Here is a 26,454-nt window from a genome sequence, read left to right on the forward strand (position 1 = left end):
CCGGCTTCGGGTGCCCGTCAGGGGCCTCGCGGCCCGCCCCGCGGTCAGCAGCCGGGACCGCGGGGATCTTCGGCGCAGGTCTTGTCGACGAGGGCCGTGCGGACCTCCACAACGCGCACGTCGTAACCCGCGGTCGTCGCGCTGACATAGCCGTCGACCGGACGGAAGCCCGTGCCGAAGTCGACCGAGGCGGCATAGCGCACCGTGACGACGACCGGATAGCTGCCGCGCGAGCGATACACGTGGCTGGTGGCGGTCGGGGTGAACTGCGCCTGGCGGAGCTCGGGCCAGGTGGCGCCCCCGGTCGTGGTGCGCGCGCTTCCCCCGTCGCCGTAGTCGAACGTGTAGTCCGTCGGCACGAACCGCACGACGACGTCCCAGCCGAGCACGACGCCGGGAATGCGCTGTTCGGATGCCGCGGCCACGATGTTCGCCGGCATTCCGGCGACGCCGAAGCCGAGCGGTTCGCCGGTGAGGGAGGGGACCGCGGGGCGGAACGAGGCGAGGTCGGCGAGGGTGACGTCGGGGATCGACAGGACGCTGTACAGCGGGCGGCAGAACTCGGTCAGGCAGGTCGGGTCATACGCGGGCTGGACCGGGGGAGCCTGGTCGCCGTTGCTGTCATCGCGGTTGCGGTCGGGGGTCGTGGACCCGGGGCGGTCTTCGGTCGCGCCGATATCGACTTGGGAGCCGGAGTTTGACACCGCGCACTGGGCACCCCAGACCCCCGCCGCAACGCAGCGCTCCGAAGACGGGGGACCAACGATGCCGATCGACACCGTTACACCCAGAGCGACGAGTGCAGTCAGGGCGTGCATGGCGGCTCGAGTTCGAAGCCAACGATGTCCTCGATCAGGTATCCGGTCGGTGACTCTTCCGCCTCAACAACTGACACGCGAGTCGCCTGAACATCTGGTCGGGACGGGTCGACCTTCGACACGCCATCACCGTCGACCAACGCCACTGTCGAGACGTCCAAACAGGACCCGAGATCGACGGTCGCAAACCCCGTCGTTGCATCCAGCTTCTCAACTCGGACAACTTCGCTGGTTCCACTTACGCTCCACATGTCCGCATGCAGTTGCGAGAAACTCTTGCGCTCATCGGCGTTGAAGTCGCCGGTGGTCCAGGCGTAGACCTCTTCAAACGTCTCCGGATCGCTCAGATCGACCTGGTTCAGCGCATCGACGTACGCGCGGTAGGTCGCCTCGGCCGCGGCGAACGCCTCTTCCTCAGAAGAGAAGAGCGGAGTGGGTTCGGGATCCGGCTGGGCGAAGCATCCGGTGGCCGTTGTGATGACGCACGCCAGCACCGCGGCGGCGGCCAACACACGAGCTTTCACGCGGCCAGGCTACCTACGGGTCGCAGGCGCCGCGCCGAGTTATCCACACCCGTCAGGGCGCGGCATCCGGTTCCGTGAGGGTCTCGTGGATGCGGCGGAGGTCTTCCAGGAGCGACCCGATCAGGATCCAGTGGGTGGAAGGGGGCCGGGCGATCTGCAGCTGCGCGGTGAGGGCGGGCGGCTCGTCGATCGGCACGACGTCGCCTTCTTCGTCGATGAGATCCGCGCGAGTGACCCCAGGCGTAGCGGGCGCCTCGGTCGTGCGCACCCGCAGCCGCACGTCGTGCGACGCGCGGTGCAGCTGCTCGGCGATCGCTCGGACGGCGGGGTCGTCGACGATGTCGACCTCATAGCGCTCGCTGTAGCCCCGCGTCATGCCGATCATCTGGGTGACGATCGGCCGGAACCGCTCCACGGCGGCCTCGAGTGCGACCAGCTCGGCGCGGTGCCGGCGGCTGCGCGGATTCAGCATCAGGGAGTCGGCGCCCGCGGCGAGGGCCCGGTCCGCCTCCTCGAGCGCCGGGCGCACCGCGCGGGCGTCGAGCAGCAGCTGTGCGAGCTCGGACGGGGTGCGGGGATGCTCCAGCGCGTCCGCGAGACGTTCGAGGGCGCTCGCGAGGCTCTCGCCCAGCGCTTCGACGGCACGGTGCGCGGGTGTGACCGCCACGGGGGGAACCAGCGCCACGTTGACGACGACGCCGATCGCTGCGCCGATCAGGGTCTCCAGAATGCGGTCGAACGCGTACTGCGGCGTCGCCGAGCTCAGCGCCAGCACGAGCAAAGCGCTGATCGCGACCTGGTTCGCGGTGCCCGCGGTCATGCGCAGCGCCCAGCCGATCAGCAGGGCGACGGTGACGGTGAGGATGACGACCCAGGTGGCATCGCCGAGCCAGATGCCGAACACCGAGGCGACGACGACTCCGGCGATCACGCCGATGCTGCGCTCGATCGCCTTCGCGAACGACTGGTTGACGCTCGGCTGCACCACCAGGAGCGCGGCGATCGCGGCGAACACCGGCGGTCCGGGGGTCATGAGGTCGGCGACGATCCAGGCCGCCGCGGTCGCGACGGCGGACTTCGCGACGTGCAGCAGTGGAGCGCGCTGCGGCGCTCGGACGATGGCGGACATGCGCATGGTCCCACGCTAGGGCGCGCGGGTCGCGCCTGCGCGGACGACGGCCGTCCGCCGGCGCGGCCATAGGCTCGATCTCGCCATGACCGCTTCGTTCGCCACCGTCCGAGATGGCGACCCGTGCCCGTGCGGCAGCGGCGTTCGCTTCGACGGATGCTGCGCCCCGGCGTTGCGCGGCACCCCGGCGCCGACCGCCGAGGCGCTGATGCGCTCGCGGTACACCGCCTTCGTCGTGGGCGATGCCGCCTACCTCGCGGCGACCTGGCACCCCGGAACCCGGCCCGAGACGCTCGATCTGGAGCCGGATCTGCGCTGGACCGGCCTGGAGGTGATCGACCGCGAGTCAGGGCTCGCCGGCGACAAGCGGGGGACTGTCGAGTTCCGCGCGCACTGGCGGCAGGCGCGCGAGAGCGGGGTGCTGCGCGAGCGCAGCCGCTTCGTGTTCCAGAGCGCGCGGTGGTGGTATCTCGACGGCGTCGTCGGATGACAGCTCCCGCGCTCGCCGGTTCGGCCGAGCGGGGCCTCACGAACGAGGCAGCCGCCTGGACAGGCAGGGGCCCCGCGGCGATACGCTGACGAGCAAACTGAGGAAGGGGCATCCGTGAGCCTTCGTGAGCAGCTCGCAAGACGCAAGCCGATCGTGCCACCCACACCCCATCCCGGTGGGCTCGAACGTCGCATCGGCACCTTCCAGCTCTCGATGATCGGCGTGGGCGCCACGGTCGGCACCGGCATCTTCTTCGTGATGCACGAAGCGGTGCCGCTCGCCGGACCCGCCGTCATCATCTCGTTCATCCTGGCCGGCCTCGCAGCCGGGCTCTCCGCGCTCTGCTACGCCGAGATGGCTTCGGCGGTGCCGGTCTCGGGATCGTCCTACTCCTACGCGTACGCCACGCTCGGCGAGGGGGTCGCGATGCTCGTCGCGGCCTGTCTGGTGCTCGAATACGGGGTGTCCACCGCAGCGGTCGCCTCCGGATGGAGCGGCTACCTCAACCTCCTTCTCGAGGACCTGTTCGACTGGCGCATCCCGCCCGAGCTCAGCGCGGCACCGGCTGAGGGGGGAATCATCAACCTGCCCGCGATCGTGCTCGTCGGCATGTGCATGCTGCTGCTCCTCCGCGGCACGCGCGAATCCACCACGGTGAACGCGATCATGGTGCTGATCAAGCTCAGCGTGCTGGTCATGTTCGTCCTGGTCGCGCTGACCGCGTTCAATGCCGATCACTTCGCCGACTTCGCCCCGATGGGGGTTCCCGGCATCACCGCGGCAGCCGGCACGATCTTCTTCACCTTCATCGGATTGGATGCCGTATCCACCGCCGGAGACGAGGTCAAGGATCCGCAGAAGACGCTGCCGAAGGCCATCCTGATCGCCCTCGTGGTCGTCGTGACGATCTACATCGGGGTCGCGGTCGCCGCCCTGGGCGCCCAGCCCTGGCAGGACTTCTCCGACCCCTCGCAGCAGGAGGCGGGACTCGCGGTCATCCTCTCGAACATCGTGGCGTCGGATTGGCCCGTCACCGTCTTCTCGGCCGGCGCCGTGATCTCGATCTTCTCGGTCACCCTCGTGACGCTCTTCGCGCAGAGCCGGATCCTGTTCACCGTCGGCCGCGACGGCCTGCTGCCGCGGGCGTTCAAGCAGGTGAACCCGCGCACGCACACGCCCGAGTTCGCGACCATCGTCGTCGCGTGCATCGTCGCGGTGCTCACCGGCTTCATCCCGCTGTCGAGCCTGTGGGACCTCGTGTCGCTCGGCACGCTGGTGGCGTTCATCGTGGTGGCGATCGGCGTGATGGTGCTGCGGCGCACCCGGCCGGATCTGCCGCGCGGGTTCAAGGTGCCCTGGTTCCCGGTGGTCCCGATCCTGTCGATCATCGCCTGCGGGTACCTCATGACCGGGCTGCCGGGCACCGCGTACTTCTGGTTCTTCGTCTGGCTGGCGGTCGTCGTCACCTTCTACCTCCTGTGGGGCCGCCGGCACAGCGTGCTGGGCGACCCGGTCGCCGAGGCTCTCGAAGAGGCAGGGGAGTAGCGACCCACCCGGCATCCGTCGTCTCGCCGGATCCCGCGGCGCATAGGCTCGGATCATGCTTGCCACCGTCATCCACGCTGCCCGTGACATCCGCGTCGAAGAGGTCGCCGACCCCGTCCTGTCCACCGGCGGTGACGCGATCGTCCGCGTCGTCGCAGCCTGCGTCTGCGGCTCCGACCTCTGGCCCTATCGCGGAGTCACGGCGACGCACCAGCCGCACCGCATCGGCCACGAATTCGTCGGAGTCGTCGAAGCGGTCGGGCCCGAGGTGCGGGCCGTCGCGGTGGGGGATTTCGTCATCGCGCCGTTCTATGTCTGCGATGGAACGTGCGCGAACTGCCGCAACGGCGTGAGCACCTCGTGCCTCACCGGCGGGTGGTGGGGGAGCGACGACCGGTTGGGTGGCTTCGCCGACGGCGGTCAGGGCGAGCGGGTGCGGGTTCCGCTCGCCGACGGCACCCTCGCGGTCGTACCAGGACCGGTCTCGGACGATGAGATCGCCGGCCTCCTCACCCTGAGCGACGTCATGGGCACCGGGCATCATGCCGCCCTGTCCGCCGGCGTCGGTCCCGGCGACTCGGTCGCGGTCGTCGGCGACGGGGCGGTCGGACTGTGCGCGATCATCGCGGCCAAGCGACTCGGTGCGACGACGATCATCGCGATGTCGCGGCATCCGCAGCGTCAGGCGCTGGCGCGCGACTTCGGCGCGACCCACATCGTGCAGGAGCGGGGGGATGCCGGCGTGGCCGCGGTGCAGGAGCTCACCGGCGGGATCGGCGCCGACCGCGTGCTGGAGTGCGTCGGCACCAAGGAGTCGATGGATCAGGCGCTGCGTTCCACCCGCCCAGGCGGCATGGTCGGGTACGTCGGCGTTCCGAACGGCGGACCCGAGCTGCCGATCAAGGCGATGTTCGGCCGCAACGTCGGCGTCAACGGGGGAGTTGCGCCGGTGCGCGGCTACATCGAGGAGCTGCTTCCCGATGTGCGGTCCGGTGCGATCCAGCCGGGCCGTGTGTTCGACCTGGTGCTTCCGCTCGCCGAGGCGGCCGCGGCCTACGCCGCGATGGACGAGCGACGCGCCACCAAGGTCATGCTCCGGCCGTAGCGGCCGAGTCGCACACGGGGGACCCCGGCCCCCGGCGATCGAACTCCCACGACATCAGTGTCGTGGGAGACGAAAACCAGGGGCCGGGGCTGGTACTGAGCATCCCCATGTGCTCGGGAGCCACATTAGTAAAGGGTCCTGACATTTACCTGGGGCGAGTCTGGGCAGGAGCCCGATGGTTGCTGGGATCAGCCTGGGCGGAGTCAGACTTTCAGGCTGCCGCGCTGCGCACGGCCGCGACGAGGTCGCGGGGCGCGCCGTGCCATGGCGCGCCGTGGCCAGGCAGCACCCACGCCGCTTCGAGACCCTCGATGCGGTTCAGTGACTGGAGCGCCTGCTGGGGGTCGTCGGTGAAGGGTGCCGGCTGTCCGCCGGTCCGGCCGGTCAGAACGTGCCGCGTGGTGAGGGCGTCTCCTACGAACACCGCGTCGGCGACGGGGATGTGGATGGCGATGCTCCCGGGCGAGTGTCCCGGCAGCCCGATGACCACTGGGGAGCCGGGCAGCGGAAGGACGTCGCCGTCCGCGACCTCGACGACCTCGCTGAGATGCGCCGTGCGCATCGCGTCCTTGCGCAGCCCATAGGCGAAGAAGCCCAGCGTCGCGCCGAGCCGCATCGGCCCGATCGGGTTCTTCGGCCCGTCGTCCTTCGGCTTCTTGACTCCCTTGGCGCGCTCGGCGTCCTCCGCGTGCACGTACACCGGCACGCCGTGATCCCGGTGCAGTCGCTCCGCGAATCCCACGTGATCGCTGTCTCCGTGGGTGAGGATCAGGCCGCGCACATCGTCGACGGCACGTCCCATGTCCAAGAGTTCGGCCTGGAAGTCCTTCCAGTGGCCGGGCATGCCGGCGTCGATCACCGTGATGCCGTCGGGGGTCTCGACGAGATAGGCGGCGACGATGTCGTTGCCGATGCGACGAAGGTTCGGTCCGAGCTTCATGAGATCTCCTCTGTTCCACCCGACACGGGATCGAATATCTATGGCTACGATACATAGCCATGATAGCTTAGGTCAATAGCCATCGGAAGGAACATCGTCATGCCGACTCCGGACCGCACGTCGCTGCAGGACATCGTCGAGGCCGGTCGCGATCTCGTCGAGACCGGCGGCGCGGCGAAGCTCACGATGCAGGCCGTCGCCGAGCGCGTCGGGGTGCGCGCGCCGTCGCTCTACAAGCGCGTCCGCGACCGCGACGCCCTGCTCGTGCTCGTCGCCGAGGCGACGGTGGACGACCTGGCGCGGCGACTCGCGGCATCCGACGGCACCCTTGCAGGGGTCGCGCACGTGTATCGCGGCTTCGCTCATGAGCGCCCGGAGGGATTCCGGCTCATGTTCACCGTCGATGGGGCCGCCTCCTCGCTGGGTCGGGTGAGCGCACCGATCCTGCGGGTCGCCGAAGAGCTGGTGGGGACGGATGCCGCGCTCGAGGCGGCACGCCTGGTCACGGCATGGGCGACCGGCTTCATCCAGATGGAACTGGCCGGCGCCTTCCGCCTGGGCGGGGACATCGACCACGCCTACGAGTACGGCCTCGAACGACTCGAGCACGGACTCCGCGCGTAACGGGTAGGCGACTCGCCCGCGCGCCTGCGAATCGCGGTCGGGCGATGCGATAGAAAAGCTCAGGTTGTGCTCCCGGGGGGATCACTGGCCGACCTCGACTCGAAGGGACCCCTCCCACGCCATGAAGCTCCTCAAGCGCACCGCACTGGTGCTCGTCGCCGCATTCGCCGTCTTCTACCTCGTCACCAGGCCGCAGGACGCGGCCGACGCCGTGCAGGGCGCGGTCGGCGCGGTGTGGGGCGCTGGTGCGGCCATCACCGACTTCTTCGCGGCGCTCGCCGGCTGATGGGCCTTTTCGATCCTCGGATCGAGAAGCACCTCATCGCCGACCAGGGCGAAGTCGTCATCGACGAGGTGCGCAAGCACTGGGCGGCGACCGTGGGCGCGATGCTCGAGCTCTTCGCCGGCGCGATCGTGCTGCTGCTGTCGCTGTTCGTCCCGCCCGCCGCCTGGTGGCTGCCGGCCGCCCTCGGCGCAGCGATCCTGCTGCACGCGAGCTGGCGCATCCTCGAGCAGAAGACGGATCGGTTCGTCATCACGAACATGCGGGTGTTCCGGGTGCACGGCATCCTGTCGCAGAACATCGCGACGATGCCGCTTTCGCGCATTCTGGACATCTCGGTGCACACGCCGATCATCGGCCGGGTCTTCGGGTTCGGGCACTTCGTCTTCGAGTCTGCGGCGCAGGAGCAGGGCCTCCACGCGATCCGCTTCGTGGGTGATCCGGACGTGCGCGGACTGACCATCCAGCGGGTGATCCAGCAGGCCGGGCTGCGCGGATTCGTGCCCGGCCAGCAGCAAGCCGTCGTCGAGCTCGAGCCCGACTACCCGCCTGCGCCGATCCCGCCGGTCCCGCCGCTCCCGCCGCGGCCCCCGCAGGACGCCACCAGAGTCGACGCCGGGTGGGGGTGGCTCGCCGATGCCCAGCGCCGCGAAGCGGAGCGTCTGGCCGAACTGCGGGGGGAGCCGACGACCGGGTCGCCGCCGGCTTTCGATCCGGATCGGACGACCACCGCCCCGATCGATCTGCCGCGCTGAGCGGCGGGCTGGGCGGGGTCGGCGCCGGCTCGGCCGCGGCGCAGGGAACATCCCGGCGGGGGCCCGCGTTCTGCTACCCTGGAGTGTCACGAGTGTGCTTTCTACAAGCACGTCTTCGTGGCATCGCAACAGAAATCCGCTTCGCTTCGGCTCGAGGCATCCCTCTGCGCGTCTGCGCAGATCGAACTTCGAGGCTGACGCCCGACACCCCAACCCAACAAGGACAACCCACTACATGACTACCGCAACGGCCGCCCCGGCCACCAAGCAGGTCGCGATCAATGACATCGGATCTGCTGAAGACATCCTCGCCGCGATCGAACTGACCCTCAAGTCGTTCAACGACGGCGACCTCATCGAAGGCATCGTCGTCAAGATCGACCGCGACGAGGTCCTCCTCGATGTCGGATACAAGACCGAGGGCGTCATCCCCTCGCGCGAGCTCTCCATCAAGCACGACGTCGACCCCAACGAGGTCGTCAAGGTCGGCGATGAGGTCGAAGCCCTCGTTCTCCAGAAGGAGGACAAGGAAGGCCGTCTCATCCTGTCCAAGAAGCGTGCGCAGTACGAGCGTGCGTGGGGCGACGTGGAGAAGATCAAGGAGACCGACGGTGTCGTCACCGGGTCCGTGATCGAGGTCGTCAAGGGTGGCCTCATCGTCGACATCGGCCTGCGCGGCTTCCTGCCGGCATCGCTCATCGAGCTGCGTCGCGTCCGCGACCTCACGCCGTACCTCGGCCAGGAGATCGAGGCCAAGATCCTCGAGCTCGACAAGAACCGCAACAACGTCGTGCTCTCGCGCCGCGCCCTGCTCGAGCAGACGCAGTCCGAGTCGCGCACCACGTTCCTCAACAACCTGCACAAGGGTCAGGTTCGCAAGGGCACGGTCAGCTCGATCGTCAACTTCGGTGCGTTCGTCGACCTGGGCGGCGTGGACGGCCTCGTGCACGTCTCCGAGCTCTCGTGGAAGCACATCGAGCACGCGTCCGAGGTCGTCGAGGTCGGTCAGGAAGTCACCGTCGAGATCCTCGAGGTCGACCTGGACCGCGAGCGCGTCTCGCTGTCGCTGAAGGCGACGCAGGAGGACCCGTGGCAGGTCTTCGCCCGCACCCACGCCATCGGCCAGGTTGCACCGGGTAAGGTCACCAAGCTCGTTCCGTTCGGTGCATTCGTGCGCGTCGCGGACGGCATCGAGGGCCTCGTGCACATCTCGGAGCTCTCCGGCAAGCACGTCGAGCTCGCCGAGCAGGTCGTGTCGGTCAGCGAAGAGGTCTTCGTCAAGATCATCGACATCGACCTCGAGCGTCGCCGCATCTCGCTGTCGCTCAAGCAGGCGAACGAGTCGGTCGACCCGTTCGGCACCGAGTTCGACCCGGCCCTCTACGGCATGGTCACCGAGTACGACGAGCTCGGGGAGTACAAGTACCCCGAGGGCTTCGACCCGGAGACGAACGCCTGGAAGGAAGGCTTCGACGCCGAGCGCGAGAAGTGGGAGCAGGAGTACGCCGCTGCTCAGGGTCGCTGGGAGGCGCACAAGGCTGCCGTCGCCAAGGCCCTCGAGGCCGAGGCTGCTGCCCCGACCGAGTCCAGCTCCAGCTCGAGCTCGTTCTCGTCGGAGTCCGCTTCGGTCGGCACCCTTGCCGACGACGAGGCGCTCGCCGCACTGCGCGAGAAGCTCTCGAACCGCTGAGAAGTTCCACCGGTGATCGCGTAGCGGCATAGCCGCACGTCGAGATCCGTCCTCAGGGCCGTCACCTCCGGGTGGCGGCCCTTTGGCGTGTCCGACGAGGGTTCGGCCCGCATGATTGCGCGCAGTGCCGATCGGGTGTACCCCTTGGCTATGGGGCTGGGGAGGACTGGCGCGCTGTGCGCAGCCGTGCTGGCGGCCGGGCTGATCTTCGCTGCGCCGGTGGCGGCATCCGCCGAGGAGCCTGACGACCCGGGAAAGAGTTCGGTCGTCGCCGCATGCAAGAAGGGCGGCTGGATGGCGCTCGCCGCGGAGGACGACGCGGCAGTGCCTTTCCGCACCCAGGGCGAGTGCGTCCGGTATCTGGCCCAGGGCGGCACGGTTGTCGCCACGACCGGCACTCCCGTCCTGCCGGGACAGGGCAGGGGGTGCAAGGCTTCGAAGCAGAAGACTGCGAAGGACATCTCCGAGCAGCCCCAGACGAAGCACTGCTCGCCGGGAAAGTCCGAGCGCAAGTCCGAGCGCAGGGCCGCCTGATCGGACTGCGCAACGACGGTGTCGGCACCGTCGATTACGCTCCGGACGTGCCCACACCGACGCGCTGCCTAGCCGAAGCTGACGGATGCCGCGGCTCGGTGCCTGCGGACGCGCCCCTCGCGCTCTGCGAAGGGCACCTGGTCGCGGCATCCGAGTGGGCGGACCGAGCCTACGGCGTGACGGATGCGCTGCCGTCGCCGTGCCGGCTGTGCGGATCGCGCCTGGGCGTGCGCTATCCCTCCGGCTGGATCTGCGCCGTGTGCGAGTGGCGCCACGGTGAGGTCGTGGACGCGGAGCTTCCGCCGCCGCGGGTCGACATCGTGTACTACCTCGCCTACGCCGACCGCGTGAAGATCGGCACCACCGCAAATCCTCGGCAGCGCTTCACGGCGATCTGGCACGACGAGGTGCTCGCCTTCGAGCGCGGGGACCGCGCACTGGAGCGGCGACGTCATCGCCAGTTCGCCGAGGACCGACTCGGATCGAGCGAGTGGTTCACGCCCTCGCCGGTGCTTCGGGCGCATATCGACGCGGTGCGAGCGGGCGTCGATGATCCATGGACGCTCTACTCGCGCTGGGTCAGCGAAGCGGTGGCGCTTCAGGGGTGACGGGTGTCTTGCGGTCTTCCTCAGCCCGCTCCAAGCAACGCGATATAGCGTGAGGGATCCCCGCACCCCATGGAGGCAGCAATGGGATTTCTCGATCGGCTCTTCGGCACCCAGCCGCGGCAGGCGCCGCCCGTCCCGCAGAACTCTTACGCGCGGCAGGGCTACCCGACGCCCGCGCAGGCCGCGCAGCCGCCGCGGAGCGAGGATGAGGTCGCGGTGGAGCGCTACCGGTATCTGCTGCGCACCGCCCCGCCGGAGACCATCGAGCAGGTTCACGCCGAGGCGTTCGCGAAGCTGAGCCCCGACCAGCGGCAGACCGTGCTCGCCGAGCTGAAGTCGGGCCTTCCGCCCGCCGAGCAGCCGCAGTCCAGCGATCCCCAGACACTCGCTCGCGCCGCGACTCGAGCCGAGTACATGCAGCCCGGATTCATGGAGCGCACGATGCAGCGCGGCGGCGGCTTCGGCTCGTCGATGGGCGGCTCGATCGTGGGGACCGTGATCGGCTACGTCATCGGGTCGGCGATCGTGAGCTCGTTCATGGGTCCCTCCGGGTACGACCAGGGGTACGCGGACGGATCGACGGATGCCTCGGGCGACACGGGCGCAGACGGCTCCGGTGCCGACGGCTCCGGCGCCGATGCCTCCGGCGCCGATGCCTCCGGCTGGGGCGGGGACGCCTCAGGCTGGGGCGGCGACTCCGGATCCGGCGACTTCGGGGGCGACTTCGGCGGCGATTTCGGATTCTGACCTCGGGCTCGCGACGAGCGGACGGGTCGAACGCGCCCGTGGGAGACTGACGGCATGCCCCTCGTCGCACTCACCGGAGGCATCGCCTCCGGCAAGTCCACGGTCGCCGGTCGTCTCGCGGAGCACGGCGCGATCGTCGTCGATGCCGATCAGATAGTCCGTGACGTGCAGCAGCCGGGGTCGCCCGTCCTCTCGTCGATCGCCGCGGAGTTCGGCGCCGAGATGATCCGCCCCGACGGATCGCTCGATCGCGCGGCCCTCGGCGGTGCGGTCTTCGGCGATGCGGCGGCGGTCCAGCGGCTCAACGCGATCGTCCATCCGGCGGTCCGCGAGGAGTCGGCGCGGCGGTTCGCCGAAGCCTTCGCGGCAGACCCCGACGCCGTCGTCGTCTACGACGTCCCGCTGCTCGTCGAGGCGCGGGTCGACGACCCATGGGATCTCGTCGTCGTCGCGCACGCACCCGCCGAGCTGCGGCGTGGCCGGCTGGTCGACCTGCGCGGCATGACCGAAGCGGATGCCGCGGCCCGGATCGCCTCGCAGGTGCCCGACCAGGCACGCCTCGCCATCGCCGACGCGGTCATCGACACGACGGGATCGCTCGCCGATACGGAGCGACAGGTCGACGCCCTGTGGGAAGGTCTGCGCGAGCTCATCGCCGCTCGCGTCCGCTGACGCTTCGTGTCGCCGTTCCGGGCCTGCCGCTCCCGCCGATCGCGGGCGTACGCTGTGACCACGACAGTGGAGGTAAGGCCATGGCTCTTTTCCGTCGACACAAAGCGCCCGACGCCGCCCTCACCGACGAGGAGCGGATCGCGCGCTACGTCTACCTGCTCAACACACTCCCCGCGGGGGTGATCGAGAGCGCCCACGCGAAGGCCTTCGAGGACGTGCCACCCGAGCGCCGACGTGAGATGTTCGAGCAGCTCCGCCCCTTCATGTCGGAGACCGAACAGGCATCGGCATCCGACGACCCGACGGTTCTGGCGCGACTGATCCGTCGTGCGGAAGAGCACCGCGCCGGGCGCAAGCGCGCTGAATCGGATGCCGCGGCACCTGTCGCGACAGCGACGCGCGAGTCCGACGATCCGCGGGACGCGGTCGACCCGCGGGCGCTGCTGCAGGACACCGGTGTCATGACGATGGTGGCGTACCAATTCCTCCTCTCGAGTTCGATCTCGTCGTACTTCCTCTACGGTGCCGGATCCCTAGACCTGGCAGATCAACCCGACTGGGTCGCTGAGACGTACGATCCCGGGGCCGCTGCGGGAGCGGGTCCCGACGGCGGCATCGACGGCGGGGGCGGCGCGATCGACGGAGCCGGGTTCAACGGCGGCGAGTTCGGCGGAGGCTTCGACGGATCGGGGTTCGGCGGAGGCGGTTTCAACGGGGCCGGCGGCTGACCTAACCCGGCCCACACCCGGGCCTCCGGCATCCGCCCGTCGCGAACGACGGCCCCGGTGTCGGAACCCCCGCCTAACCTGGAGTGGTGCAGACCACACGTTCCGTGCGCCCGTTCGAGGTGGTGAGCGAATACACCCCGAGCGGCGACCAGCCCCAGGCGATCGCCGAGCTCGCCGCCCGCATCACCGCCGGTGAGACCGATGTCGTGCTGCTCGGCGCGACCGGCACGGGAAAGTCCGCGACCACGGCGTGGCTCATCGAGGCGGTGCAGCGTCCTACACTCGTGCTCGCCCACAACAAGACCCTCGCGGCCCAGCTTGCCAACGAGTTCCGCGACCTCATGCCGAACAACGCCGTCGAGTACTTCGTCAGCTACTACGACTACTACCAGCCCGAGGCCTACGTCCCGCAGACGGACACCTTCATCGAGAAGGACTCGTCGGTCAACGCCGAGGTCGAGAGACTGCGCCACTCGACGACCAACTCCCTGCTGAGCCGCCGCGACGTCATCGTGGTCAGCACCGTCTCCTGCATCTACGGTCTCGGCGCGCCGGAGGAGTACCTGCGGGCGATGGTCGCCCTGCAGGTGGGGGAGCGGTACGACCGCGACGCGCTCATCCGCAAGTTCATCTCGATGCAGTACAACCGCAACGACGTCGACTTCTCGCGCGGCAACTTCCGCGTGCGTGGCGACACGATCGAGATCATCCCGGTGTACGAGGAGTTCGCGATCCGCATCGAGCTGTTCGGCGACGAGATCGAAGCGCTGTATATGCTGCATCCGCTCACCGGAGATGTCGTCCAGCGCCTCGACTCCGTGCCGATCTTCCCCGCGTCGCACTACGTCGCCGGCACCGAGACCGTGCAGCGCGCGATCGGCACGATCGAGGCCGAGCTCGAGGTGCGGCTCAAGGAGCTCGAGTCGCAGAACAAGCTGCTCGAGGCGCAGCGCCTGCGCATGCGCACGACGTTCGACCTCGAGATGCTCCAGCAGCTCGGCTTCTGCTCCGGCATCGAGAACTACTCGCGCCATCTCGACGGCCGGGCGCCTGGGGAGCCCCCGCACACGCTCCTGGACTTCTTCCCCGACGACTTCCTCATGGTGATCGACGAGTCGCACGCCACGGTTCCGCAGATCGGAGCGATGTACGAGGGGGATGCCTCGCGCAAGCGCACGCTCGTCGACCACGGCTTCCGCCTGCCGAGCGCGCTGGACAACCGGCCGCTCCGCTGGGACGAGTTCAAGAACCGGATCGGGCAGACCGTCTACCTTTCTGCGACGCCCGGCCGGTACGAGATGGGGATCGCCGACGGGGTGGTCGAGCAGATCATCCGCCCGACCGGTCTCATCGACCCGCAGATCGTCGTGAAGCCCTCCAAGGGCCAGATCGATGACCTTCTCGAAGAGATCCGCGTCCGCGCCGCGCGCGATGAGCGCGTGCTCGTCACCACGTTGACGAAGAAGATGGCCGAGGAGCTCACCGACTTCCTCGGCGAGCACGGCGTGCGCGTGCGCTACCTGCATTCGGATGTCGACACCCTCCGTCGCGTCGAACTGCTCACCGAGCTGCGGGCCGGCGTCTACGACGTGCTGGTCGGGATCAACCTCCTTCGCGAGGGTCTCGACCTGCCGGAGGTGTCTCTGGTGTCGATCCTCGACGCCGACAAGGAGGGGTTCCTGCGCTCCGGCACCTCTCTCATCCAGACGATCGGGCGTGCCGCCCGCAACGTCTCGGGGCAGGTTCACATGTACGCCGACAGGGTGACGGACTCGATGCTGAAGGCGATCGAAGAGACCGATCGCCGCCGCGAGAAGCAGGTCGCGTACAACACGGCGAACGGCATCGACCCGCAGCCGCTGCGCAAGCGGATCGCCGACATCACCGAAGTGCTCGCCCGCGAAGGCGCCGACACCGACGCGATGATGTCGAAGCGCAACGCCGCCAAGCTGAAGTCGGGTCGAGGCAAGGCGCCCACGCCTGGCCTGCGCCGGACGGGCATCGCCGCTGAAGGGGCGGAGCAGCTCGAGGCGACGATCTCGGACCTGTCGACTCAGATGCTCGCGGCGGCCGGCGAGCTGAAGTTCGAACTCGCCGCCCGACTCCGCGACGAGGTGCAGGATCTCAAGAAGGAGCTGCGCGCCATGGAGCGCGCCGGCCACGCCTGAGCCTGCTGCCGGTCCCTGAGCCTGTCGAAGGGTGGTTCCTGAGCCTGTCGAAGGGCTAAGGGCAGTGCATCAGCGGCTTCGGGCCCGATCGGTCGAAGGTGTGCGCCGTCATCGGCTGTCCGCAGAGCGGGCACGCGCGCTCCGCGCGCTCCTGCGCACTGGGCGGGGGAGTCGTCTCGTAGGGACCGACCGAGGCGGGCCCGGCGATGCGGATGAGCTTCGCGTTGAGCCAGGCATACCAGCCGCCCGCCTCGCGCACGCGGTCACGAAGCGGCGGCGGCACGTCGGGAGATGATTGGTTCGTCACATTGCTTAGTGTACTAAAGATTAGTACCCGATAGGATGACGGGTGTGGATCCCCGCGATGACCTCCTGAAGCTCGAGAACCAGTTGTGCTTCGCTCTGGTGACGGCGGCGCGCAACGTCGTCGCTCTCTACCGGCCCGTGCTCGAGCCCCTCGGCCTCACCCATCCGCAGTACCTCGTGATGCTCGCGCTGTGGGAGGAGTCGCCGCGCTCGCTCGGCGAACTCGCCGATGAGCTCGCGATGGAGCCCGCCACGCTGTCGCCGCTGGTCAAGCGCCTCGAGGCGCAGGGCCGCGTGACCCGAGGCCGTCGTCCTGGCGACGAACGTGTGCTCGAGATCCGACTCACTGACGACGGGCGCGCGCTGCGCCGCCAGGCACTCGAGGTTCCGACTCAGATCATGCAGCGGACCGGAATGGATGCCGAGCAGCTCGCGGCGCTCCGCGACGGGCTCACCCCGTTCGCAGGCGGCCGCGCGCGGCGCGAGCCGGTGGCCCCGGCATCCTGAAACCGCAACGTGCGACGGCGTCCCAGTCTGCGTGCGACGCCGTCTCGGGGGCAGAGCTCCGGTATCTGGCCATTGCAACGGCTGGATGAACTTCCTCTCATTCCCTAGGCATCTTCGCCGCGATTTCCTAGGCTCGCTCTCGAGGCCCCGATCTCACGGCAACCGCCGCGCGCCGAGGGCATGTCCCCCCACAGAAGAGGAACGCACATGCGAATGCGGTCACACCCCGACCACAGCTCACCATCCCGACGGAGGATCGCGGCCGGGGCCGGCACGGCGGTCCTGGCGCTCGGCGCAGGCCTGCTCGTCGCGAGCCCGGCGCAGGCAGCCGGCCCGGTCACGATCGACCTCGTGACGGTCAACGACTTCCATGGCCGGATCGAGTCGATTGCTCCAGCAGGCGGAATCGCACGGCTCGCAACAGCGGTGAACAAGATCCGTGCGAGCAACCCCAACACTGTGTTCGCGGCCGCCGGGGATCTGATCGGGGCATCGACGTTCACGTCGTTCATTCAGAACGACGTCCCGACGATCAACACGCTCAACGCGGCGGGTCTCGAGGTGAGCGCGGCGGGAAACCACGAATTCGACCAGGGGTGGACAGACCTTCGCGACCGTGTTCAGGGTCTCGCCAACTGGGAGTACATCTCCGCGAACGTCTGGGACACCGAGACCGACGACTACGCGCTGGCTCCGTATTGGACCAAAGAGTTCCAGGGTGTCACGATCGGCTTCATCGGCGCTGTGACCGAAGAGCTGCCTGCGCTGGTCAGCCCTGCCGGCATCGAGACGCTCGACGTGAACCCCGTGGTGGACAGCGTCAACGCCGTCGCCGCGGAGCTCTCGGATGGCGACGCCGACAATGGTGAGGCGGACGTCCTCGTGCTGCTCGTGCACGAGGGAGCGACCCAGCCCACGATCGAGTCCGCGACGGATCTGACCACACCCTTCGGCCGCATCGTGGAAGGCGTCACCTCCGAGGTCGACGCCATCGTGTCGGGACACACGCACCTCGCGTACAACCTCGTGATCGACGGGCGGCCGGTGATCTCGTCGGGACAGTACGGCGAGCGCTTCAGCGACATGAAGATCACCGTGGACCCCGACAGCGGAGACGTCCTGTCGATGCTGAACACCACTGAGACTCTGTTCAGCGGTGCCGGCACGACCGCCAACCCGTACGTGCCGAACTACGCGGAAGACGCCGCGATCAAGCCGATGGTCGATGACGCGGTCGCCGTCGCGAAGGTGAAGGGCTCGGTGAAGGTTGGCAACATCACCGCGAGCTTGCAGCGCGGCCTTCAGCCGCGCACTCCGACAGCGGACGACCCCGCCACCATCCAGGAGGCCCGCGGCGCCGAATCGACGCTCGGCAACTTCGTCGCCGACGTGCAGCTGGACCAGATGCAGGTGCGCTTCCCCGACACCCAGATCGCGTTCATGAACCCGGGCGGACTGCGGGACGACCTGAAGTATCCGGCGAGTGGCGAGGTGTGGGATTCGAACGGGAATGTGACCTACGCCGAGGCCGCTGCGGTGCAGCCGTTCGCGAACACGCTCGTCACGCTCACACTCACCGGCGCGCAGATCCAGGCCGTTCTCGAGCAGCAGTGGCAGCCCACGACGGCGTCACGCCCGTTCCTGAAGCTCGGTGTATCGAAGGGCTTGACGTACATCACGGACTACGACGCTCCGGCAGGATCGCGCATCACCCACCTCGAGTTTAACGGCGGGCCGGTCGACCCGACCGTCAAGTACAAGGTGGTCACGAACGCCTTCCTCGCGTCCGGCGGCGACAACTTCACTGTGTTCCGCGCCGGCACGAACAAGGCGGACACAGGTCTGGTCGACCTCGAGGCGATGGTGAGCTGGTTCGCCACGAATGGCGAGGCGTCGCCCGACCTGGCACAGCGCTCCATCGGCGTGGAGCTCTCCGGCGGGACCACCGGTGTCTACAGTGCTGGCCAGACGGTCGGCGTCGAACTGTCGTCGCTGGACTTCACCCAGACCCCGACGCCTGCGGGCACGGTCTCGGCGTCCATCGCCGGACAGGTGCTCGACACCGCGACGGTCGACAGTTCGCTGGTTCCGATCACCGATGAGGCCGGCCGGGCATCGCTGGAGATCGTGATCCCCGACGGGCTCCCGGCGGGCGCCGTCGCACTCACGATTACCACTCCGAGGGGCACCTCGTTCGAGGTTCCGTTGGAGATCGTGCAGGGGATCAAGACCACGACGACCGCGAAGGTCTCGGGCGGCAAGAAGGGTGCGCCTCTCGTGCTCGACGCGACGGTCAGATCACGCGGTGCGCTCGCGACCGGGCAGATCGCCGTGTCCGCCGACGGCTACGCGCCGATCCTCGCGACGCTCGCCGATGGCAGCGCCTCGGTGACGCTTCCGGCGTTCCCGGCTGACGTCGCGGTGACGGTCGCCTATCTCGGCGACGGCGCCTTCGCCGCGTCCGAGACGACCGTGATGGTGAAGGTCAAGTAGCGCGACGAGCGACAAAATCGGATGCCGCGGGGCCGCTGTGCCCCGCGGCATCCGTCGTTCCGTCCCATAGCACGGGGGTGCGCCGAGGGCGAACCCGGCGACCGTGTCGGAGGCCCCGCCTAGACTTGACCGGTGCCCATCGTCCCTGTCATCGCGCCCGCAAACGCCCTCGCACACGTCGCCGCGAACTCGAGCGGGAAGCTGAGCGTTCGGGGCGCCCGCGTGCACAACCTCAAGAACGTCGACCTCGACATCCCCCGCGATTCGCTCGTCGTGTTCACCGGTCTGTCGGGATCCGGCAAGTCCAGCCTCGCGTTCGACACCATCTTCGCCGAAGGTCAGCGACGCTATGTCGAGTCGCTCAGCGCCTACGCCCGCCAGTTCCTCGGGCAGGTCGACCGACCGGATGTCGACTTCATCGAGGGGCTGAGCCCCGCCGTCTCGATCGACCAGAAGTCGACCAACCGCAACCCGCGCTCGACGGTCGGCACGATCACCGAGATCCACGACTACATGCGCCTCCTGTGGGCGCGCATCGGCGTGCCGCACTGCCCCGAATGCGGCGAGGTCATCCAGCGCCAGACCGTGCAGCAGATCGCCGATCAGCTCGTGGAGCTGCCCGAGCGCACCCGATACCAGATCGTCGCTCCGGTCGTGACCCAGAAGAAGGGCGAGTTCGTCGACCTCTTCAAGGAGCTCGGCGCGAAGGGCTACGCACGCGCGATCGTCGACGGGGAGCTGATCCAGCTCGCCGAGCCGCCCACGCTGAAGAAGACCTACAAGCACGACATCGGCGTCGTGGTGGATCGCCTCGTCGCCGGCTCCGACATCCTCAGCCGCGTGACCGACTCCGTCGAGACGGCCCTGGGGCTGGCAGGCGGCGTCATGCAGGTCAACTTCGTCGATGAGGAGGGGGATGCCGCGTGGCAGAACTTCTCCGAGAAGCTCGCCTGCCCGAACGGCCACCCGCTGCAGCTCACCGAGATCGAGCCGCGCACCTTCTCGTTCAACGCGCCCTTCGGCGCGTGCCCCACCTGCTCCGGCCTCGGCACGCGCATGTCAGTGGACGTCGACCTCATGCTCGGCGATGAGGAGCAGTCCATCCGGGAGGGCGTGCTCATCCCGTGGACCACCCAGGGCAAGGGGCTCTTCCAGTACTACGAGCGCCTGCTCGAAGGCCTCGCCGCCGACCTGAACTTCTCGCTCGACACCCCGTGGAAAGACCTCCGGGTCGACGTGCAGGACGCCGTGCTCCGCGGCGAGAACTACAAGGTCACGGTGCGCTGGAAGAACCGCTACGGCCGGGAGATGCGCTACGCCTCGGGCTTCGAGGGCGTCGTGCCGTACATCGAGCGCCAGTACGTGCAGGCGGAGTCCGACACCCAGCGGCAGAAGTGGTCGGAGTACCTCCGCGAAGTGCCGTGCCTCGCGTGCAAGGGCGACCGGCTGAAGCCGGAGGTGCTCGCGGTGCTCGTGCACGGGCATTCGATCGCGGATGCCTCGCGCCTGAGTCTCGCCGACGCCCAGCACTACTTCGCCCGGCTCGAACTGACCGATCGCGAGGCGAAGATCGCCGCGCAGGTGCTCCGCGAGATCAGGGCGCGCCTCGACTTCCTCCTCCAGGTCGGACTCAGCTACTTGAGCCTGAGCCGCGCCGCCGGCTCCCTGTCGGGTGGCGAGGCCCAGCGCATCCGCCTCGCGACGCAGATCGGGTCGGGACTGACGGGCGTGCTCTACGTGCTCGACGAGCCGTCGATCGGCCTGCACCAGCGTGACAACCGGCGGCTCATCGAGACGCTCCTCACTCTCCGCGACCTGGGCAACACCCTGATCGTCGTCGAACACGACGAAGAGACGATCCACGCGGCCGACTGGATCGTCGACATCGGCCCCCGGGCCGGTGTGGACGGCGGGCACGTCGTGCACTCCGGGCCCCTCGCAGACCTGCTCACCGAGACCCGCTCCATCACCGGCGACTACCTCGCCGGGCGTCGGGCCATCGCGACCCCCGCGAAGCGGCGCCGGATCGACAAGTCCCGCCAGGTCACCGTCGTCGGTGCGCGCGAGAACAACCTGCGCGACGTGACGGTGTCGTTCCCGCTCGGCGTGATGACGGCGGTCACGGGCGTCAGCGGCTCCGGCAAGTCCTCGCTGGTCAACGGCATCCTGTACGAAGTGCTCGCGAACCGCCTCAACGGGGCGCGCCGCGTGGCGGGCAAGCACACGCGGGTCACCGGCCTCGACAACCTCGACAAGGTCGTGCACGTCGACCAGGCCCCGATCGGGCGCACGCCCCGCTCGAACCCGGCCACCTACACCGGTGTGTTCGACAGGGTGCGGACCCTCTTCAGCGAGACGCCCGAGGCGAAGGTGCGCGGTTACCAGCCGGGGCGCTTCAGCTTCAACGTCAAGGGCGGCCGCTGCGAGGCGTGCTCGGGCGACGGCACGATCAAGATCGAGATGAACTTCCTTCCCGACGTGTACGTCGACTGCGAGGTCTGCCACGGCAAGCGCTACAACCGCGACACCCTCGCCGTGCACTACAAGGGCAAGAACATCGCCGAGGTGCTCGACATGCCGATCGCCGAGGCGGCCGAATTCTTCGAGCCGATCCAGGCGATCCACCGCTATCTGCGGACGCTCGTCGACGTCGGGCTCGGCTACGTCCGGCTCGGCCAGTCGGCCACCACGCTCTCCGGCGGCGAGGCGCAGCGCGTCAAGCTCGCCACCGAGCTGCAGCGTCGGTCCAACGGCCGCAGCATCTACGTGCTCGACGAGCCGACGACGGGTCTGCACTTCGAAGACGTCGCCCGCCTGCTCGAGGTGCTCGGCAGCCTGGTCGACAAGGGCAACACCGTCATCGTCATCGAGCACAACCTCGATGTCATCAAATCGGCCGACTGGGTCATCGACCTGGGCCCCGAGGGCGGCTCGGGCGGCGGTCAGGTGATCGCCACCGGCACGCCGGAGCAGGTCGCGCGTGCGGAGGGCAGCCACACCGGCGCCTTCCTCGCGGACGTGCTCGGCGTCCCGCAGGCGGGACGCAAGGCCGGCTAGCGGATGCCGCCGACTGCTCGCCCCACGGTCGCGTACAAGCCGAAGCCGGGGGAGATCCCCACCAACCCGGGTGTCTATCGCTTCCGCGACGCCGCCGGCCGGGTGCTCTACGTCGGCAAGGCGAAGAACCTGCGCGCCCGGCTGTCGAACTACTTCGCGCCGCTGCAGACGCTCCATGAGCGCACCCGCCGCATGGTCACGACCGCGGCATCCGTCGAGTGGACCGTCGTGGCGACCGACGTGGACTCGCTGCAGCTCGAGTACATGTGGATCAAGGAGTTCGATCCGCCGTTCAACGTGCGCTACAAGGACGACAAGTCGTATCCCTTCATGGCGCTCACCCTCGCCGACGAGGCGCCGCGGGTGATCGTGACGCGCAACCGCCGGATCCCGGGGGCGAAGTACTTCGGCCCGTACCCCAAGGTGTGGGCGGTGCACGACACCATCGACCTGATGATCAAGGTCTTCCCGATCCGCACCTGCAGCGACGCCAGCTACAAGAAGGCGATGGCCACGGGCCGCCCCTGCTTCCCTGGTCAGATCGGCCGCTGCGGCGGACCGTGCTCGATGAAGGTGACGATCGAGGAGCACCGCGCCATCGTCGACGACTTCATCGCGTTCATGTCCGGCGGCGACCAGCGCTTCACGAAGGGCCTTTCGGCCCGCATGCGGGAGGCCTCCGCGGCGATGGACTACGAGGCGGCCGCGGTCTATCGCGACAAGCTCCAGGCGATCGATGCCGTACTCAACCGGAGTGCGCTCGTGCTCGCGGAGGATACGGATGCCGATCTCTTCGGCATCGCCGAGGACGAGCTGTCCGCGACCGTCCAGCACTTCGTGATCCGCGGTGGCCGCGTTCGCGGTGTGCGGGCCACGACGATCGACAAGGAGCTCGACATCTCGGGCGCCGATCTGGTCGATCAGGTGCTGCAGCGGACGTACGGCGATGTTCCGGCATCCGACATCCCGCGCCAGGTGCTCGTTCCTGCGCTGCCGGATGATGCTGCCGAGCTCGAGCAGTGGCTGCGCGACAAGCGCGAGCGGCCCGTAACGATCCAGGTCGCGCAGCGCGGGCGCAAGGCCGAGCTGATGAAGACGGCGAAGCTCAACGCGCAGCAGGCCCTGATCCTGCACAAGACCCGCCGCACCAGCGACTACGTCGCCCGTTCCCAGGCGCTCACCGACCTGCAGGAGGCCCTCGGACTCGCCGAAGCGCCGCTGCGGATCGAGTGCTACGACGTCTCGCATCTCGGCGGCACCAACGTCGTCGCGTCGATGGTCGTCTTCGAGGACGGTCTGCCGCGCAAGGACCAATACCGGTCGTTCGGTGTTCCCGAGACGACCGACGACACCGATTCGCTCTACCAGGTGCTCACGCGCCGACTCGCCTACGTCGACCGCGGTGACGCGGAGGACGCGACGGATGCGGCGCTCGCGGCGGCGTCGGTGCTCGATCCGGACGCCGAGGTCGTCACGACGCGCAAGCGCCCCCGCTTCGCCTATCGGCCGCAGCTGCTCGTCGTCGACGGCGGCAGGCCGCAGGTCGAGGCGGCCGCCCGGGCGCTCGCCGATGCCGGTCATGAGGAGATCGCGCTGTGCGGGATCGCGAAGCGCCTCGAGGAGGTGTGGCTGCCCGGGGAGGAGTACCCGGTGATCCTGCCGCGCACCTCGGAGGCGCTCTACCTCCTGCAGCGCCTGCGCGACGAGGCGCACCGGTTCGCGATCACGCACCAGCGCCGCCGGCGGCGGCGCGACATCCAGTCCGTCCTGTCCGAGGTCCCCGGCCTCGGCGACGCGCGCATCAAGGCCCTGCTGCGGCAGTTCGGATCGGTCGCGGCGCTCAAGAACGCGACCCCCGACGAGATCGCCGAACTCCCCGGAATCGGCCCGAAGCTCGCGGCCGCGGTGCACGGGCACCTGCAGAGCGGCTGACGGTATTCCGCGTCATCGCCGATCGGTAGGGTGAGGGAGACGACGGGGGTGTCATGGCGGACGAAGCACAGTGGGAACCGGGTGAGGTGCTCATCGTCAGCGGCATGTCCGGCGCCGGACGATCGACCGCGGCCGATGCGCTCGAGGACCTCGACTGGTACGTCGTCGACAATCTGCCGCCCCAGATGCTCAAGCCGCTGCTCGATCTCACCGGACTCGCCGGAGGCGCGCTTCCCCGGGTCGCGGTCGTCGTCGACGTCCGCGGTCGCGATCTGTTCACCGCGCTTCCAGAGATCACCCGCGCGCTGCGCGACACGCGCCAGCAGGTGCGCGTGCTGTTCCTGGATGCCTCGGACGAAGTGCTCGTCCGCCGGTTCGAGGCGGTGCGCCGACCGCACCCGCTGCAGGGCGACGGCACGATCCTGGACGGCATCCGGCTGGAGCGCACCCGGCTGGCCGCCGTGCGCGAGAGCGCGGATGTCATCCTCGACACGTCGAACTGGAACATCCACCAGCTCGCCACGCAGGTCGTCGAGCTGTTCGCCCAGGAAGGTGCTGCCAAGCACACCCTGACGATCGTCAGCTTCGGGTTCAAGTACGGGCTGCCGCCGGACGCCGATCTGGTGGCCGACATGCGGTTCCTGCCCAATCCGTTCTGGGACGAGAGCCTGCGGGCCCTCAATGGCGAGAACGAGGCGGTGCGCGACTACGTGCTCGCGCAGACCGGCGCGCGGGAATTCATCGATGCGTACGCCGCGGCATTGGCGCCCGTGCTCGACGGCTATCAGCGCGAGAACAAGCGTCACTCGGTCGTCGCGATCGGCTGCACCGGTGGCAAGCACCGCTCGGTCGTGATGGCAGGCGAGCTCGCCGCCCGGCTTTCCCAGACGCCCGGCGTCGCCGTGCGCGTCAAGCACCGGGATCTGGGCAGAGAGTAGCGACTCGCCCCGAGTAGGCTGGACGTTTCATCTGCCACCCCCCACACCCGCGAGGAGACCTGTGTCGCTGACCGCCGACGTGAAGGCCGAACTCATCGCCGTCCGCGATCCCCGACCCAGCGCCCGCGTGGCCGAGCTCACCTCGCTCCTGCGCTTCTCCGGGGGACTGCACTCGATCGCCAACCGCGTCGCGGTGGAGGCGGAGCTCGACTCCGACGTCCTCGCGCGTCGTGTCGCGCGCGACCTGATGGAGATCTACGGCGTCCGGCCGGAGCTGGTCCACGTGCAGGGCTCCGGGGGCCGCACCGGCAGTCACTACGCCGTGCGGGTGATCGAGGGCGGTGAGACGCTCGCTCGCCAGACGGGTCTGCTCGACCAGCGTCGTCGCCCGGTGCGCGGGCTGCCCAACAAGCTCACCACCGGCGCCCGCGCCGACCTCGCCGCGGTGTGGCGCGGCGCGTTTCTCGCCGCCGGCTCGCTCAGCGAGCCCGGCCGGTCGGCCGCGCTGGAGATCTCCTGCCCCTCCGGCGAGGCCGCGATGGCGCTCGAGGGCGCCGCGCGGCGTCTCGGCATCCCGGCGAAGGCCCGCGAAGTCCGGGGTGTGCCCCGGGTGGTCGTGCGCGAGGGGGAGGCCATCCGGCTCGCCCTCGCGACGATGGGTGCCGAGCGTGCCGCCGCCGAGTGGGACCAGCTCCGCCAGCGCCGCGAGGTGCGCGCGGGCGTCAACCGGCTCGTGAACTTCGACGACGCCAATCTGCGCCGGTCCGCACAGGCCGCCGTCGCCGCCTGCGCGCGCGTCGAGCGCGCGCTCGAGATCCTCGGCGACGACGTTCCCGACCATCTCCGCGAGGCGGGCGACCTGCGTCTCGCGCACCGGGATGCCAGCCTCGATGAGCTCGGCCACCACGCCGACCCCCCGCTCACGAAGGACGCCGTCGCCGGGCGAATCCGACGCCTCCTCGCGATGGCCGACAAGCAGGCCGAGGTGGACGGCATTCCGGGCACGGAATCGGCAGTTCCGCTCGGTGCGATCGACTGAGAGACCACGGATGCCGCTGCCCGCGGCATCCGATTCTCTGCGTTGTCATGCAGGGAAGCAACCCCCCTTCGAGGGCGTTGACGCTCACTAGGATGAGTCCGTCACCCCCGCTGGCGCTGGGCTCCTGGTGCCGCGCAGACAGGAAGAAGAGAACATGGCGAAGTACACGCTGCCCGACCTCCCGTACGACTATGCGGCGCTCGCACCGCACATCAGTGCGACGATCATGGAGCTGCACCACTCCAAGCACCACCAGGCCTATGTGACCGGTGCGAACGCCGCCCTCGACCAGCTCGCCGAAGCGCGCGACAAGGGCGACTTCACCTACGTGAACAAGCTCGAGAAGGACCTCGCGTTCAACCTCGGCGGGCACACCAACCACTCGATCTTCTGGACGAACCTCTCGCCGGACGGCGGCGACAAGCCGGTCGGAGACCTCGAGTCGGCGATCGATGACCACTTCGGGTCGTTCGACAAGTTCAGCGCCCACTTCACCGCCGCCGCTCTCGGCGTGCAGGGTTCGGGCTGGGCCGGACTGTTCTGGGACTCGATCGGCGAGAACCTGATCATCCAGCAGTTCTTCGACCAGCAGTCGCAGTTCGCGGCCGGCACGGTTCCGCTGCTGCTCCTCGACGTCTGGGAGCACGCGTACTACCTCGATTACAAGAACGTCCGCGCCGACTACGTCAAGGCGTTCTGGAATATCGCGAACTGGTCGAATGTGGCGGATCGCTTCGCAACGGCCCGTGAGAAGACCGCCGGTCTGCTGTAGGGTCGAAACCAGGTGAGGATGCCTTGGAGCCCTCCGAATTCGGCGGGCTC

General features: G+C 68.9%; 25 protein-coding genes. 20 read left to right on the top strand and 5 right to left on the bottom strand.

The features are described 5' to 3' along the window. Positions 1-44: 44 nt before the first annotated feature. The 3 genes from ACXJ3V_RS00390 to ACXJ3V_RS00400 all read right to left on the bottom strand — a co-directional run bounded on the left by ACXJ3V_RS00390 (position 45) and on the right by ACXJ3V_RS00400 (position 2,477). Positions 45-704 carry a hypothetical protein gene (locus ACXJ3V_RS00390; RefSeq protein ID WP_457098279.1) on the bottom strand — a complete coding sequence of 220 codons (660 nt, stop codon included), beginning with the start codon at positions 702-704 and terminating at the stop codon, positions 45-47. Between the two features lie 101 nt (positions 705-805). Beyond that, on the bottom strand, positions 806-1,342 hold the full coding sequence (locus tag ACXJ3V_RS00395; protein WP_457098280.1) for a hypothetical protein: 537 nt from the start codon (positions 1,340-1,342) through the stop codon (positions 806-808). A 52-nt stretch (positions 1,343-1,394) separates the two neighbouring features. Further along, the gene (locus ACXJ3V_RS00400) at positions 1,395-2,477 is read right to left on the bottom strand and encodes an FUSC family protein (RefSeq protein ID WP_457098281.1); all 1,083 of its coding nucleotides are present in this window, start codon (positions 2,475-2,477) and stop codon (positions 1,395-1,397) included. A 79-nt stretch (positions 2,478-2,556) separates the two neighbouring features. Between ACXJ3V_RS00400 and ACXJ3V_RS00405 the strand changes: the two genes are divergently transcribed. The 3 genes from ACXJ3V_RS00405 to ACXJ3V_RS00415 all read left to right on the top strand — a co-directional run bounded on the left by ACXJ3V_RS00405 (position 2,557) and on the right by ACXJ3V_RS00415 (position 5,611). Further along, positions 2,557-2,961: a YchJ family protein gene (locus tag ACXJ3V_RS00405; RefSeq protein ID WP_457098282.1), complete on the top strand. Its 405-nt coding sequence runs from the start codon at positions 2,557-2,559 to the stop codon at positions 2,959-2,961. Between the two features lie 114 nt (positions 2,962-3,075). Then, positions 3,076-4,506 (top strand): APC family permease, encoded by a 1,431-nt coding sequence (locus ACXJ3V_RS00410; RefSeq protein WP_457098283.1) that lies wholly within the window; start codon positions 3,076-3,078, stop codon positions 4,504-4,506. 55 nt (positions 4,507-4,561) lie between these two features. Then, entirely contained in the window at positions 4,562-5,611 is a 1,050-nt protein-coding gene (locus tag ACXJ3V_RS00415) for a zinc-dependent alcohol dehydrogenase family protein (RefSeq protein ID WP_457098284.1), read from the top strand. 211 nt (positions 5,612-5,822) lie between these two features. Here ACXJ3V_RS00415 and ACXJ3V_RS00420 read toward each other — a convergent pair whose 3' ends face one another. Beyond that, entirely contained in the window at positions 5,823-6,551 is a 729-nt protein-coding gene (locus tag ACXJ3V_RS00420; RefSeq protein ID WP_457098285.1) for an MBL fold metallo-hydrolase, read from the bottom strand. A 99-nt stretch (positions 6,552-6,650) separates the two neighbouring features. Here ACXJ3V_RS00420 and ACXJ3V_RS00425 point away from each other — a divergent pair, with 99 nt between their 5' ends. From ACXJ3V_RS00425 to uvrB, 10 genes are all read left to right on the top strand, one after another. After that, positions 6,651-7,175 carry a TetR/AcrR family transcriptional regulator gene (locus tag ACXJ3V_RS00425; protein WP_457098286.1) on the top strand — a complete coding sequence of 175 codons (525 nt, stop codon included), beginning with the start codon at positions 6,651-6,653 and terminating at the stop codon, positions 7,173-7,175. A gap of 121 nt (positions 7,176-7,296) precedes the next feature. Beyond that, a complete protein-coding gene (locus tag ACXJ3V_RS00430; RefSeq protein ID WP_457098287.1) occupies positions 7,297-7,461 on the top strand; it encodes a hypothetical protein in 165 nt (54 codons plus the stop codon). Then, positions 7,461-8,213, top strand: coding sequence for a PH domain-containing protein (locus ACXJ3V_RS00435; protein ID WP_457098288.1), 753 nt, complete (start codon positions 7,461-7,463; stop codon positions 8,211-8,213). The genes ACXJ3V_RS00430 and ACXJ3V_RS00435 overlap by 1 nt, the downstream gene beginning before the upstream one ends. Positions 8,214-8,448: 235 nt before the next feature. Beyond that, positions 8,449-9,903, top strand: a complete 1,455-nt coding sequence (gene rpsA / locus ACXJ3V_RS00440; RefSeq protein WP_457098289.1) for a 30S ribosomal protein S1 — start codon at positions 8,449-8,451, stop codon at positions 9,901-9,903. A 111-nt stretch (positions 9,904-10,014) separates the two neighbouring features. After that, the gene (locus tag ACXJ3V_RS00445) at positions 10,015-10,437 is read left to right on the top strand and encodes a hypothetical protein (RefSeq protein ID WP_457098290.1); all 423 of its coding nucleotides are present in this window, start codon (positions 10,015-10,017) and stop codon (positions 10,435-10,437) included. 47 nt (positions 10,438-10,484) lie between these two features. After that, complete coding sequence (locus ACXJ3V_RS00450) at positions 10,485-11,045, top strand: GIY-YIG nuclease family protein (protein ID WP_457098291.1); 561 nt, start codon at positions 10,485-10,487, stop codon at positions 11,043-11,045. Positions 11,046-11,126: 81 nt separating this feature from the next. Beyond that, a complete protein-coding gene (locus tag ACXJ3V_RS00455) occupies positions 11,127-11,792 on the top strand; it encodes a hypothetical protein (RefSeq protein ID WP_457098292.1) in 666 nt (221 codons plus the stop codon). A 54-nt stretch (positions 11,793-11,846) separates the two neighbouring features. Beyond that, positions 11,847-12,464 carry a dephospho-CoA kinase gene (gene coaE, locus ACXJ3V_RS00460; protein ID WP_457098293.1) on the top strand — a complete coding sequence of 206 codons (618 nt, stop codon included), beginning with the start codon at positions 11,847-11,849 and terminating at the stop codon, positions 12,462-12,464. Positions 12,465-12,544: 80 nt separating this feature from the next. Next, entirely contained in the window at positions 12,545-13,192 is a 648-nt protein-coding gene (locus ACXJ3V_RS00465) for a hypothetical protein (protein ID WP_457098294.1), read from the top strand. Between the two features lie 86 nt (positions 13,193-13,278). Then, complete coding sequence (gene uvrB, locus ACXJ3V_RS00470) at positions 13,279-15,360, top strand: excinuclease ABC subunit UvrB (RefSeq protein ID WP_457098295.1); 2,082 nt, start codon at positions 13,279-13,281, stop codon at positions 15,358-15,360. 55 nt (positions 15,361-15,415) lie between these two features. Here the strand turns inward: uvrB and ACXJ3V_RS00475 are convergent, their stop codons facing one another. After that, on the bottom strand, positions 15,416-15,667 hold the full coding sequence (locus ACXJ3V_RS00475) for a hypothetical protein (protein ID WP_457098296.1): 252 nt from the start codon (positions 15,665-15,667) through the stop codon (positions 15,416-15,418). Positions 15,668-15,711: 44 nt separating this feature from the next. Here ACXJ3V_RS00475 and ACXJ3V_RS00480 point away from each other — a divergent pair, with 44 nt between their 5' ends. The 7 genes from ACXJ3V_RS00480 (at position 15,712) to ACXJ3V_RS00510 (ending at position 26,404) form a co-directional block, all read left to right on the top strand. After that, the gene (locus ACXJ3V_RS00480; RefSeq protein ID WP_457098297.1) at positions 15,712-16,173 is read left to right on the top strand and encodes a MarR family winged helix-turn-helix transcriptional regulator; all 462 of its coding nucleotides are present in this window, start codon (positions 15,712-15,714) and stop codon (positions 16,171-16,173) included. A 207-nt stretch (positions 16,174-16,380) separates the two neighbouring features. Then, the gene (locus ACXJ3V_RS00485) at positions 16,381-18,666 is read left to right on the top strand and encodes a bifunctional metallophosphatase/5'-nucleotidase (RefSeq protein ID WP_457098298.1); all 2,286 of its coding nucleotides are present in this window, start codon (positions 16,381-16,383) and stop codon (positions 18,664-18,666) included. Between the two features lie 132 nt (positions 18,667-18,798). After that, positions 18,799-21,723, top strand: coding sequence for an excinuclease ABC subunit UvrA (gene uvrA, locus ACXJ3V_RS00490; protein WP_457098299.1), 2,925 nt, complete (start codon positions 18,799-18,801; stop codon positions 21,721-21,723). A 3-nt stretch (positions 21,724-21,726) separates the two neighbouring features. Next, complete coding sequence (uvrC, locus tag ACXJ3V_RS00495) at positions 21,727-23,655, top strand: excinuclease ABC subunit UvrC (protein WP_457098300.1); 1,929 nt, start codon at positions 21,727-21,729, stop codon at positions 23,653-23,655. Positions 23,656-23,708: 53 nt separating this feature from the next. Continuing rightward, complete coding sequence (gene rapZ / locus ACXJ3V_RS00500) at positions 23,709-24,593, top strand: RNase adapter RapZ (RefSeq protein WP_457098301.1); 885 nt, start codon at positions 23,709-23,711, stop codon at positions 24,591-24,593. Positions 24,594-24,654: 61 nt separating this feature from the next. Continuing rightward, positions 24,655-25,632, top strand: coding sequence for a DNA-binding protein WhiA (gene whiA / locus ACXJ3V_RS00505; RefSeq protein WP_457098302.1), 978 nt, complete (start codon positions 24,655-24,657; stop codon positions 25,630-25,632). Between the two features lie 154 nt (positions 25,633-25,786). Further along, the gene (locus ACXJ3V_RS00510; RefSeq protein ID WP_457098303.1) at positions 25,787-26,404 is read left to right on the top strand and encodes a superoxide dismutase; all 618 of its coding nucleotides are present in this window, start codon (positions 25,787-25,789) and stop codon (positions 26,402-26,404) included. The last annotated feature ends 50 nt before the right edge of the window (positions 26,405-26,454 follow it).

Source organism: Microbacterium sp. P5_E9, from assembly GCF_054049175.1.

What these genes read in the sequence shown, in the direction of transcription:
- ACXJ3V_RS00400 (WP_457098281.1), bottom strand. Translation starts at nt 2,477, where the DNA reads ATGCGCATGTCCGCCATCGTCCGAGCGCCGCAGCGCGCTCCACTGCTG.
- ACXJ3V_RS00405 (WP_457098282.1), top strand. Translation starts at nt 2,557, where the DNA reads ATGACCGCTTCGTTCGCCACCGTCCGAGATGGCGACCCGTGCCCGTGC.
- ACXJ3V_RS00415 (WP_457098284.1), top strand. Translation starts at nt 4,562, where the DNA reads ATGCTTGCCACCGTCATCCACGCTGCCCGTGACATCCGCGTCGAAGAG.
- ACXJ3V_RS00420 (WP_457098285.1), bottom strand. Translation starts at nt 6,551, where the DNA reads ATGAAGCTCGGACCGAACCTTCGTCGCATCGGCAACGACATCGTCGCC.
- ACXJ3V_RS00425 (WP_457098286.1), top strand. Translation starts at nt 6,651, where the DNA reads ATGCCGACTCCGGACCGCACGTCGCTGCAGGACATCGTCGAGGCCGGT.
- ACXJ3V_RS00430 (WP_457098287.1), top strand. Translation starts at nt 7,297, where the DNA reads ATGAAGCTCCTCAAGCGCACCGCACTGGTGCTCGTCGCCGCATTCGCC.
- ACXJ3V_RS00435 (WP_457098288.1), top strand. Translation starts at nt 7,461, where the DNA reads ATGGGCCTTTTCGATCCTCGGATCGAGAAGCACCTCATCGCCGACCAG.
- rpsA (WP_457098289.1), top strand. Translation starts at nt 8,449, where the DNA reads ATGACTACCGCAACGGCCGCCCCGGCCACCAAGCAGGTCGCGATCAAT.
- ACXJ3V_RS00445 (WP_457098290.1), top strand. Translation starts at nt 10,015, where the DNA reads ATGATTGCGCGCAGTGCCGATCGGGTGTACCCCTTGGCTATGGGGCTG.
- ACXJ3V_RS00455 (WP_457098292.1), top strand. Translation starts at nt 11,127, where the DNA reads ATGGGATTTCTCGATCGGCTCTTCGGCACCCAGCCGCGGCAGGCGCCG.
- coaE (WP_457098293.1), top strand. Translation starts at nt 11,847, where the DNA reads ATGCCCCTCGTCGCACTCACCGGAGGCATCGCCTCCGGCAAGTCCACG.
- ACXJ3V_RS00465 (WP_457098294.1), top strand. Translation starts at nt 12,545, where the DNA reads ATGGCTCTTTTCCGTCGACACAAAGCGCCCGACGCCGCCCTCACCGAC.
- ACXJ3V_RS00485 (WP_457098298.1), top strand. Translation starts at nt 16,381, where the DNA reads ATGCGAATGCGGTCACACCCCGACCACAGCTCACCATCCCGACGGAGG.
- uvrC (WP_457098300.1), top strand. Translation starts at nt 21,727, where the DNA reads ATGCCGCCGACTGCTCGCCCCACGGTCGCGTACAAGCCGAAGCCGGGG.
- rapZ (WP_457098301.1), top strand. Translation starts at nt 23,709, where the DNA reads ATGGCGGACGAAGCACAGTGGGAACCGGGTGAGGTGCTCATCGTCAGC.
- ACXJ3V_RS00510 (WP_457098303.1), top strand. Translation starts at nt 25,787, where the DNA reads ATGGCGAAGTACACGCTGCCCGACCTCCCGTACGACTATGCGGCGCTC.